The organism is Streptomyces sp. NPDC001980 (assembly GCF_040296885.1).
In the GTDB taxonomy this organism is placed as follows: domain Bacteria; phylum Actinomycetota; class Actinomycetes; order Streptomycetales; family Streptomycetaceae; genus Streptomyces.
Window position 1 is genome coordinate 278,275 of record NZ_JBEOYD010000001.1, and the last position, 15,747, is coordinate 294,021.

The window sequence follows — 15,747 nt, forward strand, 5'->3', positions numbered from 1 at the left end:
ACTGCTCCCCCGCGTACAACCTTCCGGACGGTCGTCGGTCTGAAAAGGCACACACCTACGCGAACTACCGGGGGGTAGTCATGCGACGCATACAACGCATAGGTACTGCACTGGCCGCGATGACGCTGGCGGGCGGTGGCCTGCTGGCCGGCACGGTGCCGGCGGTGGCCGCGCCGACGGCCGTGGACTGCGCCGTGACGTGGGGAAGCCTGGACAAGAGCGGTGACCCCGCCGCCTCCAGGCGGCTGACCGACGTGCGGGCCGGGCAGCACGAGTGCTACGACCGGCTGGTCTTCGACGCCCAGGGCACGTCGGCCGCCCCGGTCGGCTACCACGTCCACTATGTCGACGTCCTGCACCAGGACCCGTCCGACGTCGTCGTTCCGATCAAGGGCGGCGCCATTCTGGAGATCTCGCTGTTCGCCCCGCGTTACGACCCGGCGACCGGACAGCCCTACCCGGCGCTTCCGTCCGTCGACGTCACCGGGTACCGGACCTTCCGGGAGTTCAAGATCACGGGCGGTTCCGAGGGGTACACCCAGGCGGGCCTGGGCGTCCGCGCCCGCCTGCCGTTCCGGGTCTTCCAGACGGCCAACCATCTCGTAGTGGACGTGGCTCACACCTGGTGACCCCGTACGGCCGTGCTCATGTCCTGCAGCCCCACCACCCGGAGCAGTTGCAGGCGTTCGTACGACTCCGTGCCCGGGCGGGCCGTGTGGATGACGAGGTGCTGGTGGGTGTCGGTGTTGATGAGGACCTCGCAGTCCAGTTCGAGTAGGCCGACCGTGGGGTGCAGGAAGCGTTTGGTGGTCGCGCGGCGCACCGCCACCTCGTGGGCGGCCCAGAGTCGGGCGAACTCCTCGCTGCCGGCGCGCAGTTCGGCGACGAGGGCGGCGGGGACCGGGTCGGCGGGGCGGGCGGCGGCCACCGCCCGGAGGTTGGCGACGTGTTCGCGGGCGCGGGCCGGGCGGTCCTCGGGCGGGAACACGTCGTGGGCCGACGGGTCCAGGAAGTAGCGGCGGAGCAGGTTGCGTTCGCGTGCCGGGCGGGCCAGGACGTCGCCGCTCAGCGCCCGCGACAGCGCGTTCTGGGCGAGGACCTCGCCGCAGTCGGTCGTCACCAGCGCCGGGGTGTCGTGCAGCCGGTCCAGGACCAGCAGCAGCCCCGGGCCGACATGGGTGCCGGTCGCCTCCCGGGGCGGGGGCTCCTCACCGGCCAGGTGGAACAAGTGGTCCCGTTCGTCCGCCGTCAGGCGCAGGGCGCGGGCCAGCGCCGTCAGCATCTGGCGGGACGGGCGCGGGCCCCGGGACTGTTCGAGGCGCGTGTAGTAGTCGGCGGACATGCCGGCCAGCGACGCCACCTCCTCGCGCCGCAGCCCCGGGGTGCGCCGCCGGGCGCCGGGGGGCAGGCCCACGTCGGAGGGGTCCAGGCGGGCGCGGGCGCGACGCAGGAAGTCGGCGAGTTCGGGGCGGTTCACCTCTCCAGGGTGACCTGCGGCGCCCGGCTTATCCAGGGACCGCCGGTCCCCCGATCGGGAGGTCTCTCCCGGTGGCGGAGGACCGGGGCGAGGGTGGTGGGACCAGAGCGAAGGAGCAGGCCATGATCACTCTTGTCACCGGAACGACCGGGCAGGTCGGGCGGCGGCTCGTGCCGCGGCTGATCACACAGGCCGAAGGGGACGAGCGGGTAAGGGTGCTGGTGCGGGACGCGGCCCGCGGGGAGCCGTTCGCCGCCCTGGGTGCCGAGGTCGCCGTCGGTGACCTGCGGGACGAGGAGGCGCTCGGCAAGGCCGTCGCCGGGGCGGACGCGGTCGTGAACGTCGCCGCCGCCTTCCGCGGGGTGCCGGACGAGGAGGCCTGGGCGGTCAACCGGGACGCGGCGGTGGCCCTCGGGCGGGCCGCGCTGAGCGCCGGTGTACGACGGTTCGTGCAGGTCAGCACCGGGAACGTGTACGGATCCGGGCGCGGCCGCCCGCTCACCGAGGACGACGAGAGCCGGCCCGGCGGCGCGATGTGGGGCGCGTACCCCGAGTCCAAGGCGGCCGCCGAGCGGGAGCTGCTCGCCCTGGCGGGCGGCATGGAGGTGCGGATCGGGCGGCTGCCGTTCGTCTACGGCGAAGGGGACCCGCACATCGCGAACGCGCTGCCCTGGGCCGCGCGCTGGGCCCCCGCGCAGCGGCTCCAGATGGCCCACCACGCGGACGTCGGGCAGGGGCTGATGCGGCTGCTGTACGCCCCCGCGGTGAACGGCCCGGTCTACAACATTGCCGACGACGCGCCCGTCACGACCGTGGAGCTGTACCGGCTGGCCGGCGTCGAGCCGCCCGAGGACCTGTCCACCGGTACCGACCGCGACCCCTGGCACGGGATCATGTCGAACCGGAAGATCCGCCGGGATCTCGGTTTCCGGCCGATCTACCCGAGCGCCTGGACGGCCCGGGACGCCGGAGCCCTGTAGGCCGGGCCGAGCGCTCCGCCGGAACGTCGGCCGACTGCGGCGCCGTCGTGGCTGGTCGCGCCCGCGCGGCGGCAGCCGCATATCCGATACGGCCCCGCGCCCCTGCGGGGCGCTGCCGTCGCCGGACCCGATCAGTCGACCCCTCTGATCCGCCCCACCAGCCACGCCCCCGCCAGCCCGATCACCGCCGCCACCAGGTACAGGACGCGGTAGCCGCCGAGGTAGGTGACGATCGGCGCGGCGAGGGCGGGGGCCGCGACCTGCGGCAGGGCGTTGGCGACGTTGATGACGCCGAGGTCCTTGCCGCGGTCGAGGGCTTTCGGCAGGACGTCGGTCATCAGCGCGAAGTCCACGGAGGTGAACACCCCGAAGCCGACGCCCAGCACCGCCGAGGCCACGATCGCCCCGGGCCAGGTCTGCCACACCGACAGCAGCGCCGTCGCCACCGCCATCAGCATCCCGGACCAGATCACGAACGGCTTGCGGCGGCCCACCCGGTCCGACCAGACCCCGCCGACCACGACCGTCGCCACCAGCGTCAGCCCGTTGACGGCCGTCAGGATCAGCACGCCCTGGTCGGGGTCGGAGTAGTGGAGGCGGTCGCGGAGGTAGTAGAGCAGGTACAGCAGCACCAGCGCGTTGCTCAGGTTGATCAGGAAGCGGGTCAGCCAGGCCCAGCCCAGGTCGGGATGGCGGCGCGGGCTCAGCCAGAAGCCCGCCAGGAAGCCCCGCCACGACCACCCCGGCCGGTCCTCCGGCGCCAGCCGCAGGTCCGGGTAGCGCAGCACGTACGGCAGGACGCCCAGCGCCGTGAACACCGCGCACGCCACATAGCCCGCCCCGACGCCCCCGGCGGCCGTCGCAAGGCCGGTGCCGCCGACCACGCCGAGGATCTGCGCGGCCCCCAGCCAGCCGCCCACCGAACCCCGCTGGAGCCGCGGCACCCGGTCCGGCACCGCCGCCGTGACCGCCGCGAACGCCGCGTTCAGGGTGAGCTGGACCAGGCACCAGCCCAGCATCATCGTCCCCATGCCGCCGGCGCCCGCGAGGACCAGCAGGGACAGCGCCCCGCCCGCCGTGCCGGCGACGATCCACGGCGTACGGCGGCCCCAGCGGGACGTCGTACGGTCCGACAGCGCGCCGAAGACCGGGTTCGCGGCCAGCGACACCAGCGCGCCGACGCCGGTCACCCACGCCAGCATCGTCTCCTTCGACATTCCGGAGCCGGGCGCGAAGTCCTTGGCCTGGGAGGCGAGCAGGATCTGCAGCGGGCCGTACCAGCCGACCCAGATCGCCCCGTTGGCGAGGGAGAGCGCCGACGTCCAGCCCCGGCCGACCCGCTCGACCGGCTCCGCCAGCGCGGCGGCGGGTTCCCGGAGCGTCGTCATCTCTGCGCCCGCAGGACGTCCCGGTACCAGGCGTACGACGACTTCGGCGTCCGCTCCTGCGTCGCGTAGTCGACGTGGACCAGGCCGAAGCGGCGCGCGTACCCCTCGGCCCACTCGAAGTTGTCGAGGAGCGACCAGACGAAGTAGCCGCGCACGTCCACGCCGGCCTCGACCGCCCTGTGCAGCGCCCGGACGTGGCCGTCCAGGTAGGCGATCCGGGCCTGGTCGTCGAGGCCCTCGTAGGAGCAGCCGTTCTCGGTGATGACGACCGGCGGGAGGCGGTCGCCGTAGCGGTCGCGGAAGCCGGTGAGGAGTTCGGTGAGGCCCTCGGGGACGACCGGCCAGCCGAAGTCCGTCACCGGGACGTCCTCGATGTCCTGGACGGAGAAGGGGAGTTCGGCGGGGAGGGTGAGCCCGCCGAACTCGATCTCGGTGCCCTGCGGGGCGCCGACCTTGGTCGGGGCGTAGTAGTTGATCCCGTACCAGTCGAGCGGTTCGGCGATCACCTTCAGGTCGGCGGCGACGTCGCCGGGCATCAGGTCGCCCATGCCGTCCGGGTACTCGCCGAGCAGGATCGGCTCGGCGAACAGGCGGTTGAGGAGGAGGTCGTAGAAGGCGGCCGCCTCCAGGTCCGGCTGTTCCTGCGAGGCCGGCCAGGTCGGGCCGTGCGAGTTGGCGATGCCGATGTCGGCGGCGCCGGCCGCGCGCAGCGCCCGTACCGCCAGACCGTGCGCGAGGAGCTGGTGGTGGGCGACCGGGAGGGCGTCGAACATCAGCTGCCGGCCGGGCGCGTGGGCGCCGAGGGCGTAGCCGAACAGGGTCTGTTCGGCGGGCTCGTTGAGGGTGATCCACTTCTTGACCCGGTCGCCGAGGCGGTCGGCGACGGTGGAGACGTAGTCGGCGAAGTGCGCCGCCGTGTCGCGGTCCAGCCAGCCGCCCTTCTCTTGAAGAGCCGTCGGCAGGTCCCAGTGGAAGAGGGTCGGGACCGGGCGGATGCCCGCCGCGCACAGCTCGTCCACCAGGCGGTCGTAGAAGTCCAGGCCGCCCGCCGAGCGGACCCGCGGCCAGGAGATCGAGAAGCGGTACGCGTCCACGCCGAGGCCGGCCAGGAGCGCCACGTCCTCGCCGTGGCGGTGGTAGTGGTCGCAGGCCACCGCCGCCGTCGAGCCGTCCTTGATCCGGCCCGGTTCCGCCTCGAACGCGTCCCACACGGACGGCTCCCGCAGGTCGGCCGCGCCCTCGATCTGATGCGCCGAGGTCGAGACGCCCCAGAGGAAGCCGTCGGGGAACCGAGGGAAGGGGGGAATCGGATGGACCGCGTCTGTCGCCATGGCCGGGATCATCCTTACCCCCGGTAACATAAGTCAACGCCCGGGCGTGAACTACCCGTTACGGGCCCCGGTCACGCCCCTTCCTTCAACACCCGTGAGATCAGTTCGCGTTGCTCCTCGGACAGCCGCGGGTCGGCCGCGTACACCGTCCGTCCGTCCACCGTGATCTCGTAGGCGAACCCGTCCGGCACGCCGGGCGGCGGAGCGCCCCGGCCGGCCGCGAGCGCGCGCTCGGCCAGGGCCTGCCACTCATGGGCGTCGGACCGGCCCGAGGTGTCCACCTCGGCCCGGCGCTCGATGCCCGCGAACCCGCCCGTGCGCCTCACCTGAATACGCATGGGTCCCTGTGTAGTACGGAACCGGGCGCCGCGCACCCCCGCCCCCGCACGGTCAGGAGGCCTGCACCCCCACCTGGGCCCAGGCCTTGAGGGCCGCCTCGCTCTCCTCGCCCGCCTGGTAGCGGGCCTTGGCCGCGGCGACCGTGAGCTTCGCGAAGTCCGTGAACGTGGCGTCCGACCGCACTTCGCCGCCGGTGAGGACGTCGTACCAGATCTGCCCGGCCCGCTCCCAGGCGTTGCCGCCGAGGGCGGTGGCGAGCAGGTAGAAGGCGTGGTTGGGGATGCCGGAGTTGATGTGCACGCCGCCGTTGTCCCGGCTGGTCTTCACGTAGTGCTGCATGGTCGCCGGCTGCGGGTCCTTGCCGAGGCGCGGGTCGTCGTACGCCGTGCCCGGGGCCTTCATCGAGCGCAGCGCCACGCCGTGCACGCCCGGGGCGAGCAGGCCCTCGCCGATCAGCCAGTCGGCCTGGTCGGCGTTCTGGCCGAGGGAGTACTGCTTGATGAGCGAGCCGAAGACGTCGGAGACCGACTCGTTGAGGGCGCCGGACTGGCCGTAGTACTCCAGGTTGGCGGTGTACTGGGTGACGCCGTGCGTGAGCTCGTGGCCGATGACGTCGACGGAGGTGGTGAAGTCGACGAAGATCTCGCCGTCGCCGTCCCCGAACACCATCTGGTCGCCGTTCCAGAAGGCGTTGTCGTAGTTGACGTCGTAGTGGACGCTCGCGTTCAGCGGCAGCCCGCTGCCGTCGATGGAGTCGCGCTCGTACGCCTTCAGGTACAGGTCGAAGGTGGCGCCGAGGCCGGCGTAGGCACGGTTGACGGTGGCGTCCTGGCCGGGCTCGGTCCCCTCCGCGCGGACCTCGGTGCCGGGGAGGTCGGTGCGGTGCTCGGCGTCGTAGATCGTGCGGTGGGGTTGCGCGGTCGCGGGCGCCGGGCCGGCGACGGCGGCGGCCGCGGTGCGGACCGCGGTCACCCGGCGGCGGGTGCGCTGGGCCGAGTCGTGCTGGAGGGTGCGCAGCGCGGAGTCGGCGAGTGCCTGGTCCTCGTGGGTGGCGAGGTGGTCGAGGATGTGCGGCGGCACGATCGTGCAGAAGACGGGCGTGCGGCGGATGACGGGCTCAGAGCCCCCGTTGGTCGTCATGCACCGCACCTTCGCACTGAGTCACTCTGATGTCACTACCTGCAACCGCGATTGGTGAAATACGGTGACAATTGGCCACCCTCCGTGAGGGGGAGTGGTATGGCGCACGTTTTGTCCTGTTTCTTCCCGTGGTCCCGCATGCTGATACGGCGCCCCGCGTCCGAAGGGGCTCGGCTAGCATGCGGAGCATCATGCGTTTCGGGCTGCTTCTTCTTAGCTGCCGCGGCGAGGGCCTGTAGTCCAGGTCGACTCCCTCCCCGCGGAGCTTCGCGTTGCGTCGTCGGCCGTCCTTCCGGACACCCACCAGGAGCCCCGCAATCATGGTCAACCGCCAGCAGCCCAGTTCCATGCCGATCCACAAGTACGGCAAGTACGAGCAGGTCGACATTCCCGACCGCACCTGGCCCGGGAAGCGGATCACCGAAGCCCCCCGCTGGCTCTCCACCGACCTGCGTGACGGCAACCAGGCCCTGATCGACCCGATGTCGCCCGAGCGCAAGCGCCGGATGTTCGACCAGCTGGTCAAGATGGGCTACAAGGAGATCGAGGTCGGCTTCCCCGCCTCCGGCCAGACCGACTTCGACTTCGTGCGCTCGATCATCGAGGAAGAGGGCGCGATCCCGGACGACGTGACGATCTCCGTGCTGACCCAGGCCCGCGAGGACCTGATCGAGCGGACCGTCGAGTCGCTGAAGGGCGCCAGGCGGGCCACCGTCCACCTGTACAACGCGACCGCCCCCGTCTTCCGGCGCGTGGTCTTCCGCGGCTCCAAGGACGACATCAAGCAGATCGCCGTCGACGGCACCCGCCTGGTGATGGAGTACGCCGAGAAGCTGCTGGGCCCCGAGACCGAGTTCGGCTACCAGTACAGCCCCGAGATCTTCACCGACACCGAGCTGGACTTCGCGCTGGAGGTCTGCGAGGCGGTGATGGACGTCTACCAGCCGGGTCCGGGCCGCGAGATCATCCTCAACCTGCCCGCCACCGTGGAGCGTTCGACGCCGTCCACGCACGCGGACCGCTTCGAGTGGATGCACCGCAACCTCTCCCGCCGCGAGCACGTCTGCATCTCCGTCCACCCGCACAACGACCGCGGTACCGCCGTGGCCGCCGCCGAACTGGCCGTGATGGCCGGCGCCGACCGCGTCGAGGGCTGCCTGTTCGGGCAGGGCGAGCGCACCGGCAACGTCGACCTGGTCACCCTGGGCATGAACCTGTTCTCGCAGGGCGTCGACCCGCAGATCGACTTCTCCGACATCGACGAGATCCGTCGTACGTGGGAGTACTGCAACCAGATGGAGGTCCACCCGCGCCACCCGTACGTGGGCGACCTGGTCTACACGTCCTTCTCCGGCTCCCACCAGGACGCCATCAAGAAGGGCTTCGACGCCATGGAGGCCGACGCGGCCGCGCAGGGCGTCACCGTCGACGACATCGAATGGGCGGTGCCCTACCTGCCCATCGACCCGAAGGACGTCGGCCGCTCCTACGAGGCGGTCATCCGGGTCAACTCGCAGTCCGGCAAGGGCGGCATCGCCTACGTCCTCAAGAACGACCACAAGCTGGACCTGCCGCGCCGGATGCAGATCGAGTTCTCCAAGCTCATCCAGGCCAAGACGGACGCCGAGGGCGGCGAGGTCACCGGCGCCGACATCTGGGCGGTCTTCCAGGACGAGTACCTGCCGAACCCGGAGAACGCCTGGGGCCGCATCCAGGTCCGCACCGGGCAGTCGACCACCGACACCGACGGCGTGGACACCCTCACCGTCGAGGCCACCGTCGACGGCGAGGACACCGTCCTGACCGGCTCCGGCAACGGCCCGATCTCCGCGTTCTTCGACGCGCTGCAGGGCCTGGGCATCGACGTACGTCTCCTGGACTACCAGGAGCACACGATGAGCGAGGGTGCCTCCGCGCAGGCCGCCTCCTACATCGAATGCGCGATCGACGGCAAGATCCTGTGGGGGATCGGCATCGACGCGAACACGACGCGTGCGTCGCTGAAGGCGGTCGTCTCCGCCGTCAACCGCGCGACGCGATAACCCGTCTGACCGGCGGTTCAGTGGCCCTGATCAGCTCTCGTGGCGATCAGGGCCCCGTCGTTTCCCGGCCATCTCGTTGTGCAGGTCACGGACTGGTCTCGTACGGGGTACTGACTCCGGCTCCTCCATGTGGCTAACATCACGCCAGCGGTGGCGATGTTGCCACGGCGTTACGGAGGTGCGACGTGCTGCCAGTACGGGGACGAGACTGCCGAACCGCCAGGCCTGCCCGGATTCTGGGCACCCGCACCGCCTGGACACCCGTCGGCGACGGGGAGTTCTTCTGCCCCGGCTGCGGCGGTGACCGCAACTACCAGCGGCTCACCGGCCGACGCCGCTTCACCCTGCTCGGCGTGCCCGTGCTGCCGCGCGGCACCACCGGGCCGGTCGTGGAGTGCGCCGCCTGCCGCCACCACTACGGCACCGACGTCCTCGACCACCCCACCACCTCCCGCTTCTCGGCGATGCTCCGCGACGCCGTGCACACCGTCGCCCTGGCCGTCCTGGCGGCCGGCGGCACCTGTGCCCGTACGGCCCTGGAGGCGGCGGCGGGCGCGGTCCGCGCGGCCGGTTTCGAGGAGGCCACGGAGGACCAGCTGAGCGCGCTGGTCGAGGCCCTCGTCGCGGACACCGGGCGGGTCTTCGAGCAGCCGTACCGCGCGAGCCTGGCGATAGAACTGCACGAGGCCCTCGACCCGCTGGCCCCGCATCTCGCCCCCGCCGGGCGGGAGGCGCTGCTCCTGCAGGGCGCCCGGATCGCGCTCGCCGACGGCCCCTACACCAACGCCGAACGCGAGGTCCTCGGCACGGTCGGCGCGGCCCTGACCATCTGCGCCGACGACGTGAGCCGGCTGCTGGCGGCGGCGCGCACGCCGTCCTGAGCCGGTCGCCGGGCGGCGACCGGCAGCCGTTCACCCGCGTGGCCGTAGGGAGCCGGGCGGATCGTCATCGAACCCGTACCCGGGCGCCGTTGGCGGCCCCGGTACCGGCCGCCACCGCAATGCACGACGTCAGCCCGGCGCGCGGGAGCCCGACATGACCCGCTCCACGGCCTGACGGCACGCCAGACCGGCCGACCCGTTCGGCCGTTGTGGAGATGCGGTGAAGGCGGCCGGGAGCACCATGGAAGAGTGAGTCAAGTGTCTCCTGTGACCTGCGCGAGCCGGATCTCCCTCGCCGCCGCCCTGCTGGTCGGGGCGTTCACGGCCGGGCCCAAGGCCTGGGCGACGGCCGGCTGCGAGTCCTCCGTGCCGTACGTCTCCGGCGAGGGCGGCTACGCCCAGTTCCGCATCCCGGCCGTCGTCCGCACCGCGCGCGGCACCCTGCTCGCGTTCGCCGAGGGCCGGCACACCACCACCGGGGACAGCGGTGACATCGACGTCGTGCTGAGACGCTCCGCCGACGGCGGCTGCACCTGGGACCCGCTCCGGGTGGTGGCCGCCGGCGACGGGGACACCCGCGGCAACCCGGCGCCGGTGGTGGACCCGCGGACCGGCCAGGTCGTCCTGGTGACCTCGTACAACGACGGCTCGGTGAGCGAGGACCAGATCATGCGCGGCCAGGTCACCGAGGCGCAGAGCCGCCGGGTGTACGTGCAGCGCAGCGGCGACGACGGCCGCCATTTCACCCGCCCGCACGAGATCACCGCCCAGGTGAAACCTTCCGGCTGGCGCTGGTACGCGACCGGCCCCGGGCACGCCGTCGCGCTCGCCCGGGGACCGCACCGCGGCCGCCTGGTCGTCGCCGCCGACCACTCCGCCGCCCCGCGCGCCGGCTCCGCCGACACCGGCCGGGAAGCCAGGTACTACGGCGGCCACGCGATCTACAGCGACGACGACGGGCACAGCTGGCACCTCGGCTTCGTCGACGACTCCTACACCGGCCACGACAACGCCAACGAGACCACCGCCGCCCAACTCCCCGACGGCCGCCTCTACTTCAACGCCCGCGACCAGAACGGCTCCAGTCCCGGCAACCGCCTGGAGGCCTGGTCGAGCGACGGCGGCGAGACCCTGGACGCCCCCTACACCGTCCAGCCGACCCTGTCCAAGGTCCCGGTGGTCGAGGGCTCCGTCCTCCAGCTCCCGGGCGGCGAGGCCCCGTTGCTCTTCTCCGCCCCCTCGGTCCCGACGGCCCGCAAGGCCATGGCCCTGTGGACCAGCACGGACCAGGGCATCACCTTCGACAGGATCCTCACCCTGTCCGACCGGAAGGCCGCCTACTCGGACCTGGTCCAGGTGGACAAGAGGACCGTGGGGGTGCTGTACGAGACGGGTACGAAGACGGCGTACGACACGATCGAGTTCCGCCGTATCGCGGCCCCCTGAGCGGGACCGCTTCTCCCGGCCGGGCAACCGAATCCACGGATCCGGTGGTCTGGAGGGCGAGGGGGTGGCTGATGCAGGCCGAACTAGAGGTCCAGTTCCAGGAGTTCGTCAGAGCGCGGTGGTCGCATCTCGTCCGGACCGCCTATCTGCTCACCGGTGACCCGCACCACGCGGAGGACCTGACGCAGACCGCGCTGGCGAAGGCCTACCGGTCCTGGCGGCGCGTCTCCCGGACCGACCATCCGGAGGCGTACGTCCGCCGCATGCTGGTCAGCTGCAACAGCGACCGGTTCCGCAAGCGCCGGGTCACCGAGGCGCTGACCGACGCACCGCCGGAGCGCGCGGGGTACGACGACGCCGTGTCCCGGGCCGACGAGCGCGGCACACTGCTCGCGGCCCTCGCCGGGCTGCCGCCGAGGCAGCGTGCGGTGGTGGTGCTGCGGTACTGGGAGGACCTGTCCGAGGGGGAGGTCGCCGAGGTGCTCGGCTGCTCGCCGGGCACGGTCAAGAGCCAGGCGTCCAAGGGCCTGGCGAAGTTGCGTACGGTTCCGGGGCTCGCGCAGGCCATGAGCCACGCGGCGCCCGTGCAGGGAGGCAGCAGGTGAGCGGTCAGAAGCAGGGCGGGGCGGCCGAGCCGGAGTTCGAGGCCCGGGTGCGGGCGCTGCTGGCGGGGGACGCGTCCCTGGTCCGGCCGTCGCCGGTGCCCTACCCGGAGATCCGCCGGCGGGGCGTGCTGGAGCGGCGGCGGCGCCTGGCCGTGGGCGGTGCGGCACTGGCGGCGCTGGCCGTGGTGCCGGTCGGGGCGTACGCGCTGGGCGGCGGCACCACGACGAGCCCGGCCGGGCCCAGCCCCACCGTGCTGACCAGTGCGCGCCCGGCACCGACCGGTCCGGCCACCGCGTCGACCCCGGCACCGGCCGGGACCCCGTCGGCCCCGGCCGCCTCGTCGACCTCGTCGACCTCGTCGGCCTCGTCGCCCTCGGCGCCGTCGGTCACCCCGTCGGCCCCGGCGCGCCCGGTGTCCGCGGCGCACCAGCTGCTGGACGGGATCACCTTCGACCAGGCCGCCGAGGGGCTCGGCAAGTGCCTCGACTACAACAAGGCGCACCGCCTCCCCAAGGACCCGACCTACACCGACCTCGGCAGGCCGGCCGACTACCGGATCATCCTGGCGATGCGCAGCACCGGGGACTCCAACGCCCCCGGCGACGGCTACTTCGTGGTCGCGGTACGGGAGAAGCCGGTGCCGGCCCGGCTCATCTGCACCGTCAAGGACGGCGCGGCCTCCGGTCTCAACACCAGCGTCGGGGACCCCTTCGGCGACGCGCGGACGCCCGTGGTCCCGGACATCAACAGCGGCAAGCTGTACCAGCAGTCGGCCATCGACAAGGGCAACTGGAAGCTTCCGTTCCGCTGGGGGATCATCGGTGGCCGGCGCGCCTCGGTGGCCACGATGACGGTCTCCTACGGCGGCAGCGCGGGCGAGGTGGTCCTCGACCACGGCTGGTTCGTCGCCACCGGCACCCTGGACAAGCAGGTCACCGCGGCCCCGCACCTGAAGGGCTACGACGCGAGGGGCAAGCTCGTCTACGACTCCGACCAGGACGCGTCCTACGAGAAGACCCTGCCGTAGGCCCTGTCGTTCGGATCGCGGTGCGCGCCTAGCCCCTTGTCTCCTCGCGCAGCGCCGTGTCGAGCAGGGCCCGGGCCGCCCAGCGCATGACGTCCTTCGCCTCCTCGGGGTCCAGTTCGCAGACGTCACGGGTCGAGACCAGTGCCTCCACGCCGTAGACCAGGGTGAGCGCCATGGTCAGCCGGCGCAGGGCGGCCGGCGGGAGGGTCGTGGCGAGGGGGTCCAGGGCGGTGCGGGAGAGGTCGAGGCGGGTGCGGCTGCGGACCGGGAAGTCCTCCGCCGGCTCGTCGTCGGAGCCCTCCGCCGGCTCGCCGCCGGTCCGCTTGAAGTACCGCTCCAGGCTCGCGCTCAGCATGGCCCGCCACGCCGGCTCGTTCGCCAGCTGCATGTCGGCGACCCGGGAGACCACCGTGTCCACCCGCCCGGCGGCGTCGGCGGGCAGGTCCGCGGTGACGTCCGGGCTGCGCAGCAGGGTGCGGGTCTCCCGGATCAGCTCCTGAGGGCCGGAGAAGTAGCGGTAGGCGGTGGCGGGCGAGACCCGGGCGGCCTCGGCCACGTCCGCGATGGTGACCGTGTGTCCCTCGCGCAGCAGCTCGGCGGCAGCGTCGACGAGCGCCCGCCGGGTGCGCAGCTTCTGGTTGCGCCGGCCGTCCTGCGCGCCCCTCATGCTTCCTTCGCTCCCCTCCATGATGAGATTCCCCTCTTGTCGTGAGAAACTTCTCTCATTACGGTAGCACTGTCTCATTACGGGGGCCGCGGGCTCCGCGAGGAGTGCGCGGCGTGACGAGAGAGGGGGCTCCCGACCATGGGCTCCATGACACCCGCCGCAATGGAAGCGCTGATCGAGGCGCACATGACCGCCGAGGAACGCGGTGATCCGGAGGGTTCGGTCGCCGTCTACACCGACGACATCGAGCACGACGTCGTCGGCGACCCGAACGGCCCGAAGCACGGCATCCCGGCGGCGCTCGACTTCTACCGGCAGCTGTGCAAGGACTTCCGTGCCGAGAGCGAGGAGCGGACCCGCACCTACTACTCCGACGACGCCGTCACCATGGAGAACGTGATGACGGGTACCGTCCCGGGCTCCTTCCTGGGCATCCCGGGCGGCGGCCGCCGGATCGCCTTCCGGATCCTGCACGTCTTCGAGTTCCGCGACGGCCGGATCTCCCGGGAGAACGTGTGGCTGGACGGCGCCGCGGTGGCCGCCCAGCTGACGGCTCCCGCGTAGCACCCGGGCGCCGGCCGCCGCCCGTGCGGCCGGCGCCGACTCCGTGCGGGCGGCGCCAACTCCGTGCGGGCGGCGCCAACTCCCGCGCACCGGCGGTGGCATGTGCCCGCCCGCACGGCGTCATTGGTCCCACCTCTGACGGTTTACGCCATTCGCGCGCCTTGCCTTGACCGCCCCCGAACCCCCTCTTATGGTCGCGCTAACACAGGACGTCCGACGTCTCCTTTCCAGACCCCACGCTGGAGGTACCGTTGCGCGACGAGGCGACCCACGGCCGCAGGACGTTCCTGAAACACACCGGCGTGCTGGGCGCGGCAGCCGCCCTGTCCTCGCTGACGGGGTGCGGCCCCAAGTCCACGATCGACCTCGGCGGCAGCGGCTCCGACCGCACCCTCACCGCGGTGATCGGCTACGGCAACGACGGCAGCTGGGACCCCACCCAGACCGCGTCCGCGTTCGCGATGGCCGCCAACAACCACCTCTACGAGGGCCTGGCCGACACCGACCCGATCACCCGCGCCCCCTACCCGGCGCTGGCGGCCCGGCTGCCCGCCGACGCGAACGCCACCACCTGGCGGTTCACCCTGCGCTCCGGCGCCACCTTCCACGACGGGAGACCGGTCACCGCCGACGACGTGGTCTTCGTCTTCGACCGGATCCTCGACCCGGGCACCCAGACCCTCGCCCAGGGCTTCTTCGCGAGCTGGCTGAAGGAGGCCCGCAAGGTCGACACCCGGACCGTCGACCTGGTGCTGAAGTTCCCCTTCCCGGACGGCGTCGCCCGCCTCACCCTCGCCAAGATCATGCCGGAGCACGTGTTCTCCCGGCCCGGCGCCTGGGACGACGCGATCAGGGGACTGGCGGTCGGCTCGGGACCGTACCGGCAGACCGGGCACCACCCGAAGTCGAACACCACCTTCGCCGCGTACGACCGCTACAACGGCCCCCGCAAGCCGGCCTTCCGGAAGATGAACTGGCTGACGATCGTCGACGCCGCCTCCCGCGTGGCGCGGATCTCCGGGGCCGACGCCGGCGCCCAGATCTCCGACAACATCCCCTACGCCAACATCCCCCGCCTCGAACAGGGCGGCCTCTCGGTCGGCGGCGGCGCCGGGATGAACAACGCGTTCCTGATGTTCAACACGCAGCACAAACCCTTCGACGACGTCCGGGTCCGCCAGGCCCTGCACTATGCGATCGACAAGGCGAAGATCGTCGAGGTCGCCCTCAAGGGTCACGGAAAACCGGCGAGTTCGTTCCTGAACGAGACCAACCCCGCCTACCGCCGGGCGAAGACGGTCTACGACCACGACCCCGACAAGGCGAAGGCCCTCCTGCAGGCCGCCGGAGTCAGCGGCCTGCATGTGAACATCCTCGCGGCCAACGTGAGCTGGCTCGTCGACTGCCTGCCCACCATCAAGTCGTCCTGGGACGCGATCGGCGTCGCCACGACCCTGTCCCCGCAGGAGACCACGGCCGTGTTCACCAAGATGGACCAGAAACAGGACTACCAGGTCGTCGCCGCCGTCTCGAACCCCAACCAGTTCGGCCTCGACGCCGACCTGATCATGCACTACAACTACGGCCCCCGGAACCTGTGGATGGGCTACGCCCGCTGGGCCGACAACGCTGTCGCGCGGCAGCTCTTCAAGGACATGGACGCGGCCACCCGCGAACCGGACCGGGACAAGAAGAAGACGATGATCCAGGACTACATCGACGTCGTCGCCGAACAGGCCGTCCTCTACCCGGTCGTCCACAACGAGCTGATCACCGCCTGGGACCCGCGCAGACTCACCGGCATAAGGGCCCAGCCCTACCCGGGCATCAACGTCCTCACCGCCCAGTGGGCCTGACCG

Annotated in this window: 15 protein-coding genes; 9 read left to right on the plus strand and 6 right to left on the minus strand. The window is 71.9% G+C overall.

What is annotated here, in order from left to right:
- The first annotated feature begins 89 nt into the window (after positions 1-89).
- Entirely contained in the window at positions 90-629 is a 540-nt protein-coding gene (locus ABT137_RS01245; protein ID WP_502984455.1) for an AMIN-like domain-containing (lipo)protein, read from the plus strand.
- Here ABT137_RS01245 and ABT137_RS01250 read toward each other — a convergent pair.
- Positions 617-1,477, minus strand: a complete 861-nt coding sequence (locus ABT137_RS01250; RefSeq protein WP_351700478.1) for a helix-turn-helix transcriptional regulator — start codon at positions 1,475-1,477, stop codon at positions 617-619. The two genes, ABT137_RS01245 and ABT137_RS01250, sit on opposite strands and share 13 nt — an antisense overlap.
- Before the next feature lie 122 nt (positions 1,478-1,599).
- On the opposite strand from ABT137_RS01250, the gene ABT137_RS01255 reads away from it, so the two are divergent.
- Positions 1,600-2,457 (plus strand): NAD-dependent epimerase/dehydratase family protein, encoded by an 858-nt coding sequence (locus ABT137_RS01255; RefSeq protein WP_351700481.1) that lies wholly within the window; start codon positions 1,600-1,602, stop codon positions 2,455-2,457.
- A 131-nt stretch (positions 2,458-2,588) separates the two neighbouring features.
- Here ABT137_RS01255 and ABT137_RS01260 read toward each other — a convergent pair whose 3' ends face one another.
- The 4 genes from ABT137_RS01260 to ABT137_RS01275 are packed head-to-tail and all read right to left on the minus strand — an operon-like array spanning position 2,589 to position 6,655.
- Positions 2,589-3,845 carry an MFS transporter gene (locus ABT137_RS01260; protein WP_351700484.1) on the minus strand — a complete coding sequence of 419 codons (1,257 nt, stop codon included), beginning with the start codon at positions 3,843-3,845 and terminating at the stop codon, positions 2,589-2,591.
- Positions 3,842-5,188 carry a GH1 family beta-glucosidase gene (locus ABT137_RS01265; RefSeq protein WP_502984448.1) on the minus strand — a complete coding sequence of 449 codons (1,347 nt, stop codon included), beginning with the start codon at positions 5,186-5,188 and terminating at the stop codon, positions 3,842-3,844. Before ABT137_RS01265 ends, ABT137_RS01260 begins: the two co-directional genes overlap by 4 nt.
- A gap of 59 nt (positions 5,189-5,247) precedes the next feature.
- Positions 5,248-5,514, minus strand: coding sequence for a protealysin inhibitor emfourin (locus ABT137_RS01270; RefSeq protein WP_351700490.1), 267 nt, complete (start codon positions 5,512-5,514; stop codon positions 5,248-5,250).
- 52 nt (positions 5,515-5,566) lie between these two features.
- Positions 5,567-6,655: a M4 family metallopeptidase gene (locus tag ABT137_RS01275; protein WP_351700493.1), complete on the minus strand. Its 1,089-nt coding sequence runs from the start codon at positions 6,653-6,655 to the stop codon at positions 5,567-5,569.
- A 320-nt stretch (positions 6,656-6,975) separates the two neighbouring features.
- On the opposite strand from ABT137_RS01275, the gene leuA reads away from it, so the two are divergent.
- The 5 genes from leuA to ABT137_RS01300 all read left to right on the plus strand — a co-directional run bounded on the left by leuA (position 6,976) and on the right by ABT137_RS01300 (position 12,657).
- Positions 6,976-8,697: a 2-isopropylmalate synthase gene (gene leuA, locus ABT137_RS01280; protein ID WP_351700496.1), complete on the plus strand. Its 1,722-nt coding sequence runs from the start codon at positions 6,976-6,978 to the stop codon at positions 8,695-8,697.
- Between the two features lie 185 nt (positions 8,698-8,882).
- Complete coding sequence (locus ABT137_RS01285; RefSeq protein ID WP_351700498.1) at positions 8,883-9,578, plus strand: TerB family tellurite resistance protein; 696 nt, start codon at positions 8,883-8,885, stop codon at positions 9,576-9,578.
- A gap of 267 nt (positions 9,579-9,845) precedes the next feature.
- Positions 9,846-11,024 (plus strand): sialidase family protein, encoded by a 1,179-nt coding sequence (locus tag ABT137_RS01290; protein WP_351701122.1) that lies wholly within the window; start codon positions 9,846-9,848, stop codon positions 11,022-11,024.
- Positions 11,025-11,095: 71 nt separating this feature from the next.
- Positions 11,096-11,629 (plus strand): SigE family RNA polymerase sigma factor, encoded by a 534-nt coding sequence (locus ABT137_RS01295; protein WP_351700501.1) that lies wholly within the window; start codon positions 11,096-11,098, stop codon positions 11,627-11,629.
- On the plus strand, positions 11,626-12,657 hold the full coding sequence (locus tag ABT137_RS01300) for a hypothetical protein (RefSeq protein ID WP_351700504.1): 1,032 nt from the start codon (positions 11,626-11,628) through the stop codon (positions 12,655-12,657). Before ABT137_RS01295 ends, ABT137_RS01300 begins: the two co-directional genes overlap by 4 nt.
- A gap of 28 nt (positions 12,658-12,685) precedes the next feature.
- Here the strand turns inward: ABT137_RS01300 and ABT137_RS01305 are convergent, their stop codons facing one another.
- Positions 12,686-13,324, minus strand: a complete 639-nt coding sequence (locus ABT137_RS01305) for a TetR/AcrR family transcriptional regulator (RefSeq protein ID WP_351700506.1) — start codon at positions 13,322-13,324, stop codon at positions 12,686-12,688.
- A 147-nt stretch (positions 13,325-13,471) separates the two neighbouring features.
- Between ABT137_RS01305 and ABT137_RS01310 the strand changes: the two genes are divergently transcribed.
- Both ABT137_RS01310 and ABT137_RS01315 read left to right on the plus strand, forming a co-directional pair.
- Positions 13,472-13,888 carry a nuclear transport factor 2 family protein gene (locus ABT137_RS01310; protein WP_351700509.1) on the plus strand — a complete coding sequence of 139 codons (417 nt, stop codon included), beginning with the start codon at positions 13,472-13,474 and terminating at the stop codon, positions 13,886-13,888.
- 251 nt (positions 13,889-14,139) lie between these two features.
- Positions 14,140-15,744 (plus strand): ABC transporter substrate-binding protein, encoded by a 1,605-nt coding sequence (locus ABT137_RS01315; protein WP_351700512.1) that lies wholly within the window; start codon positions 14,140-14,142, stop codon positions 15,742-15,744.
- Positions 15,745-15,747: the final 3 nt, after the last annotated feature.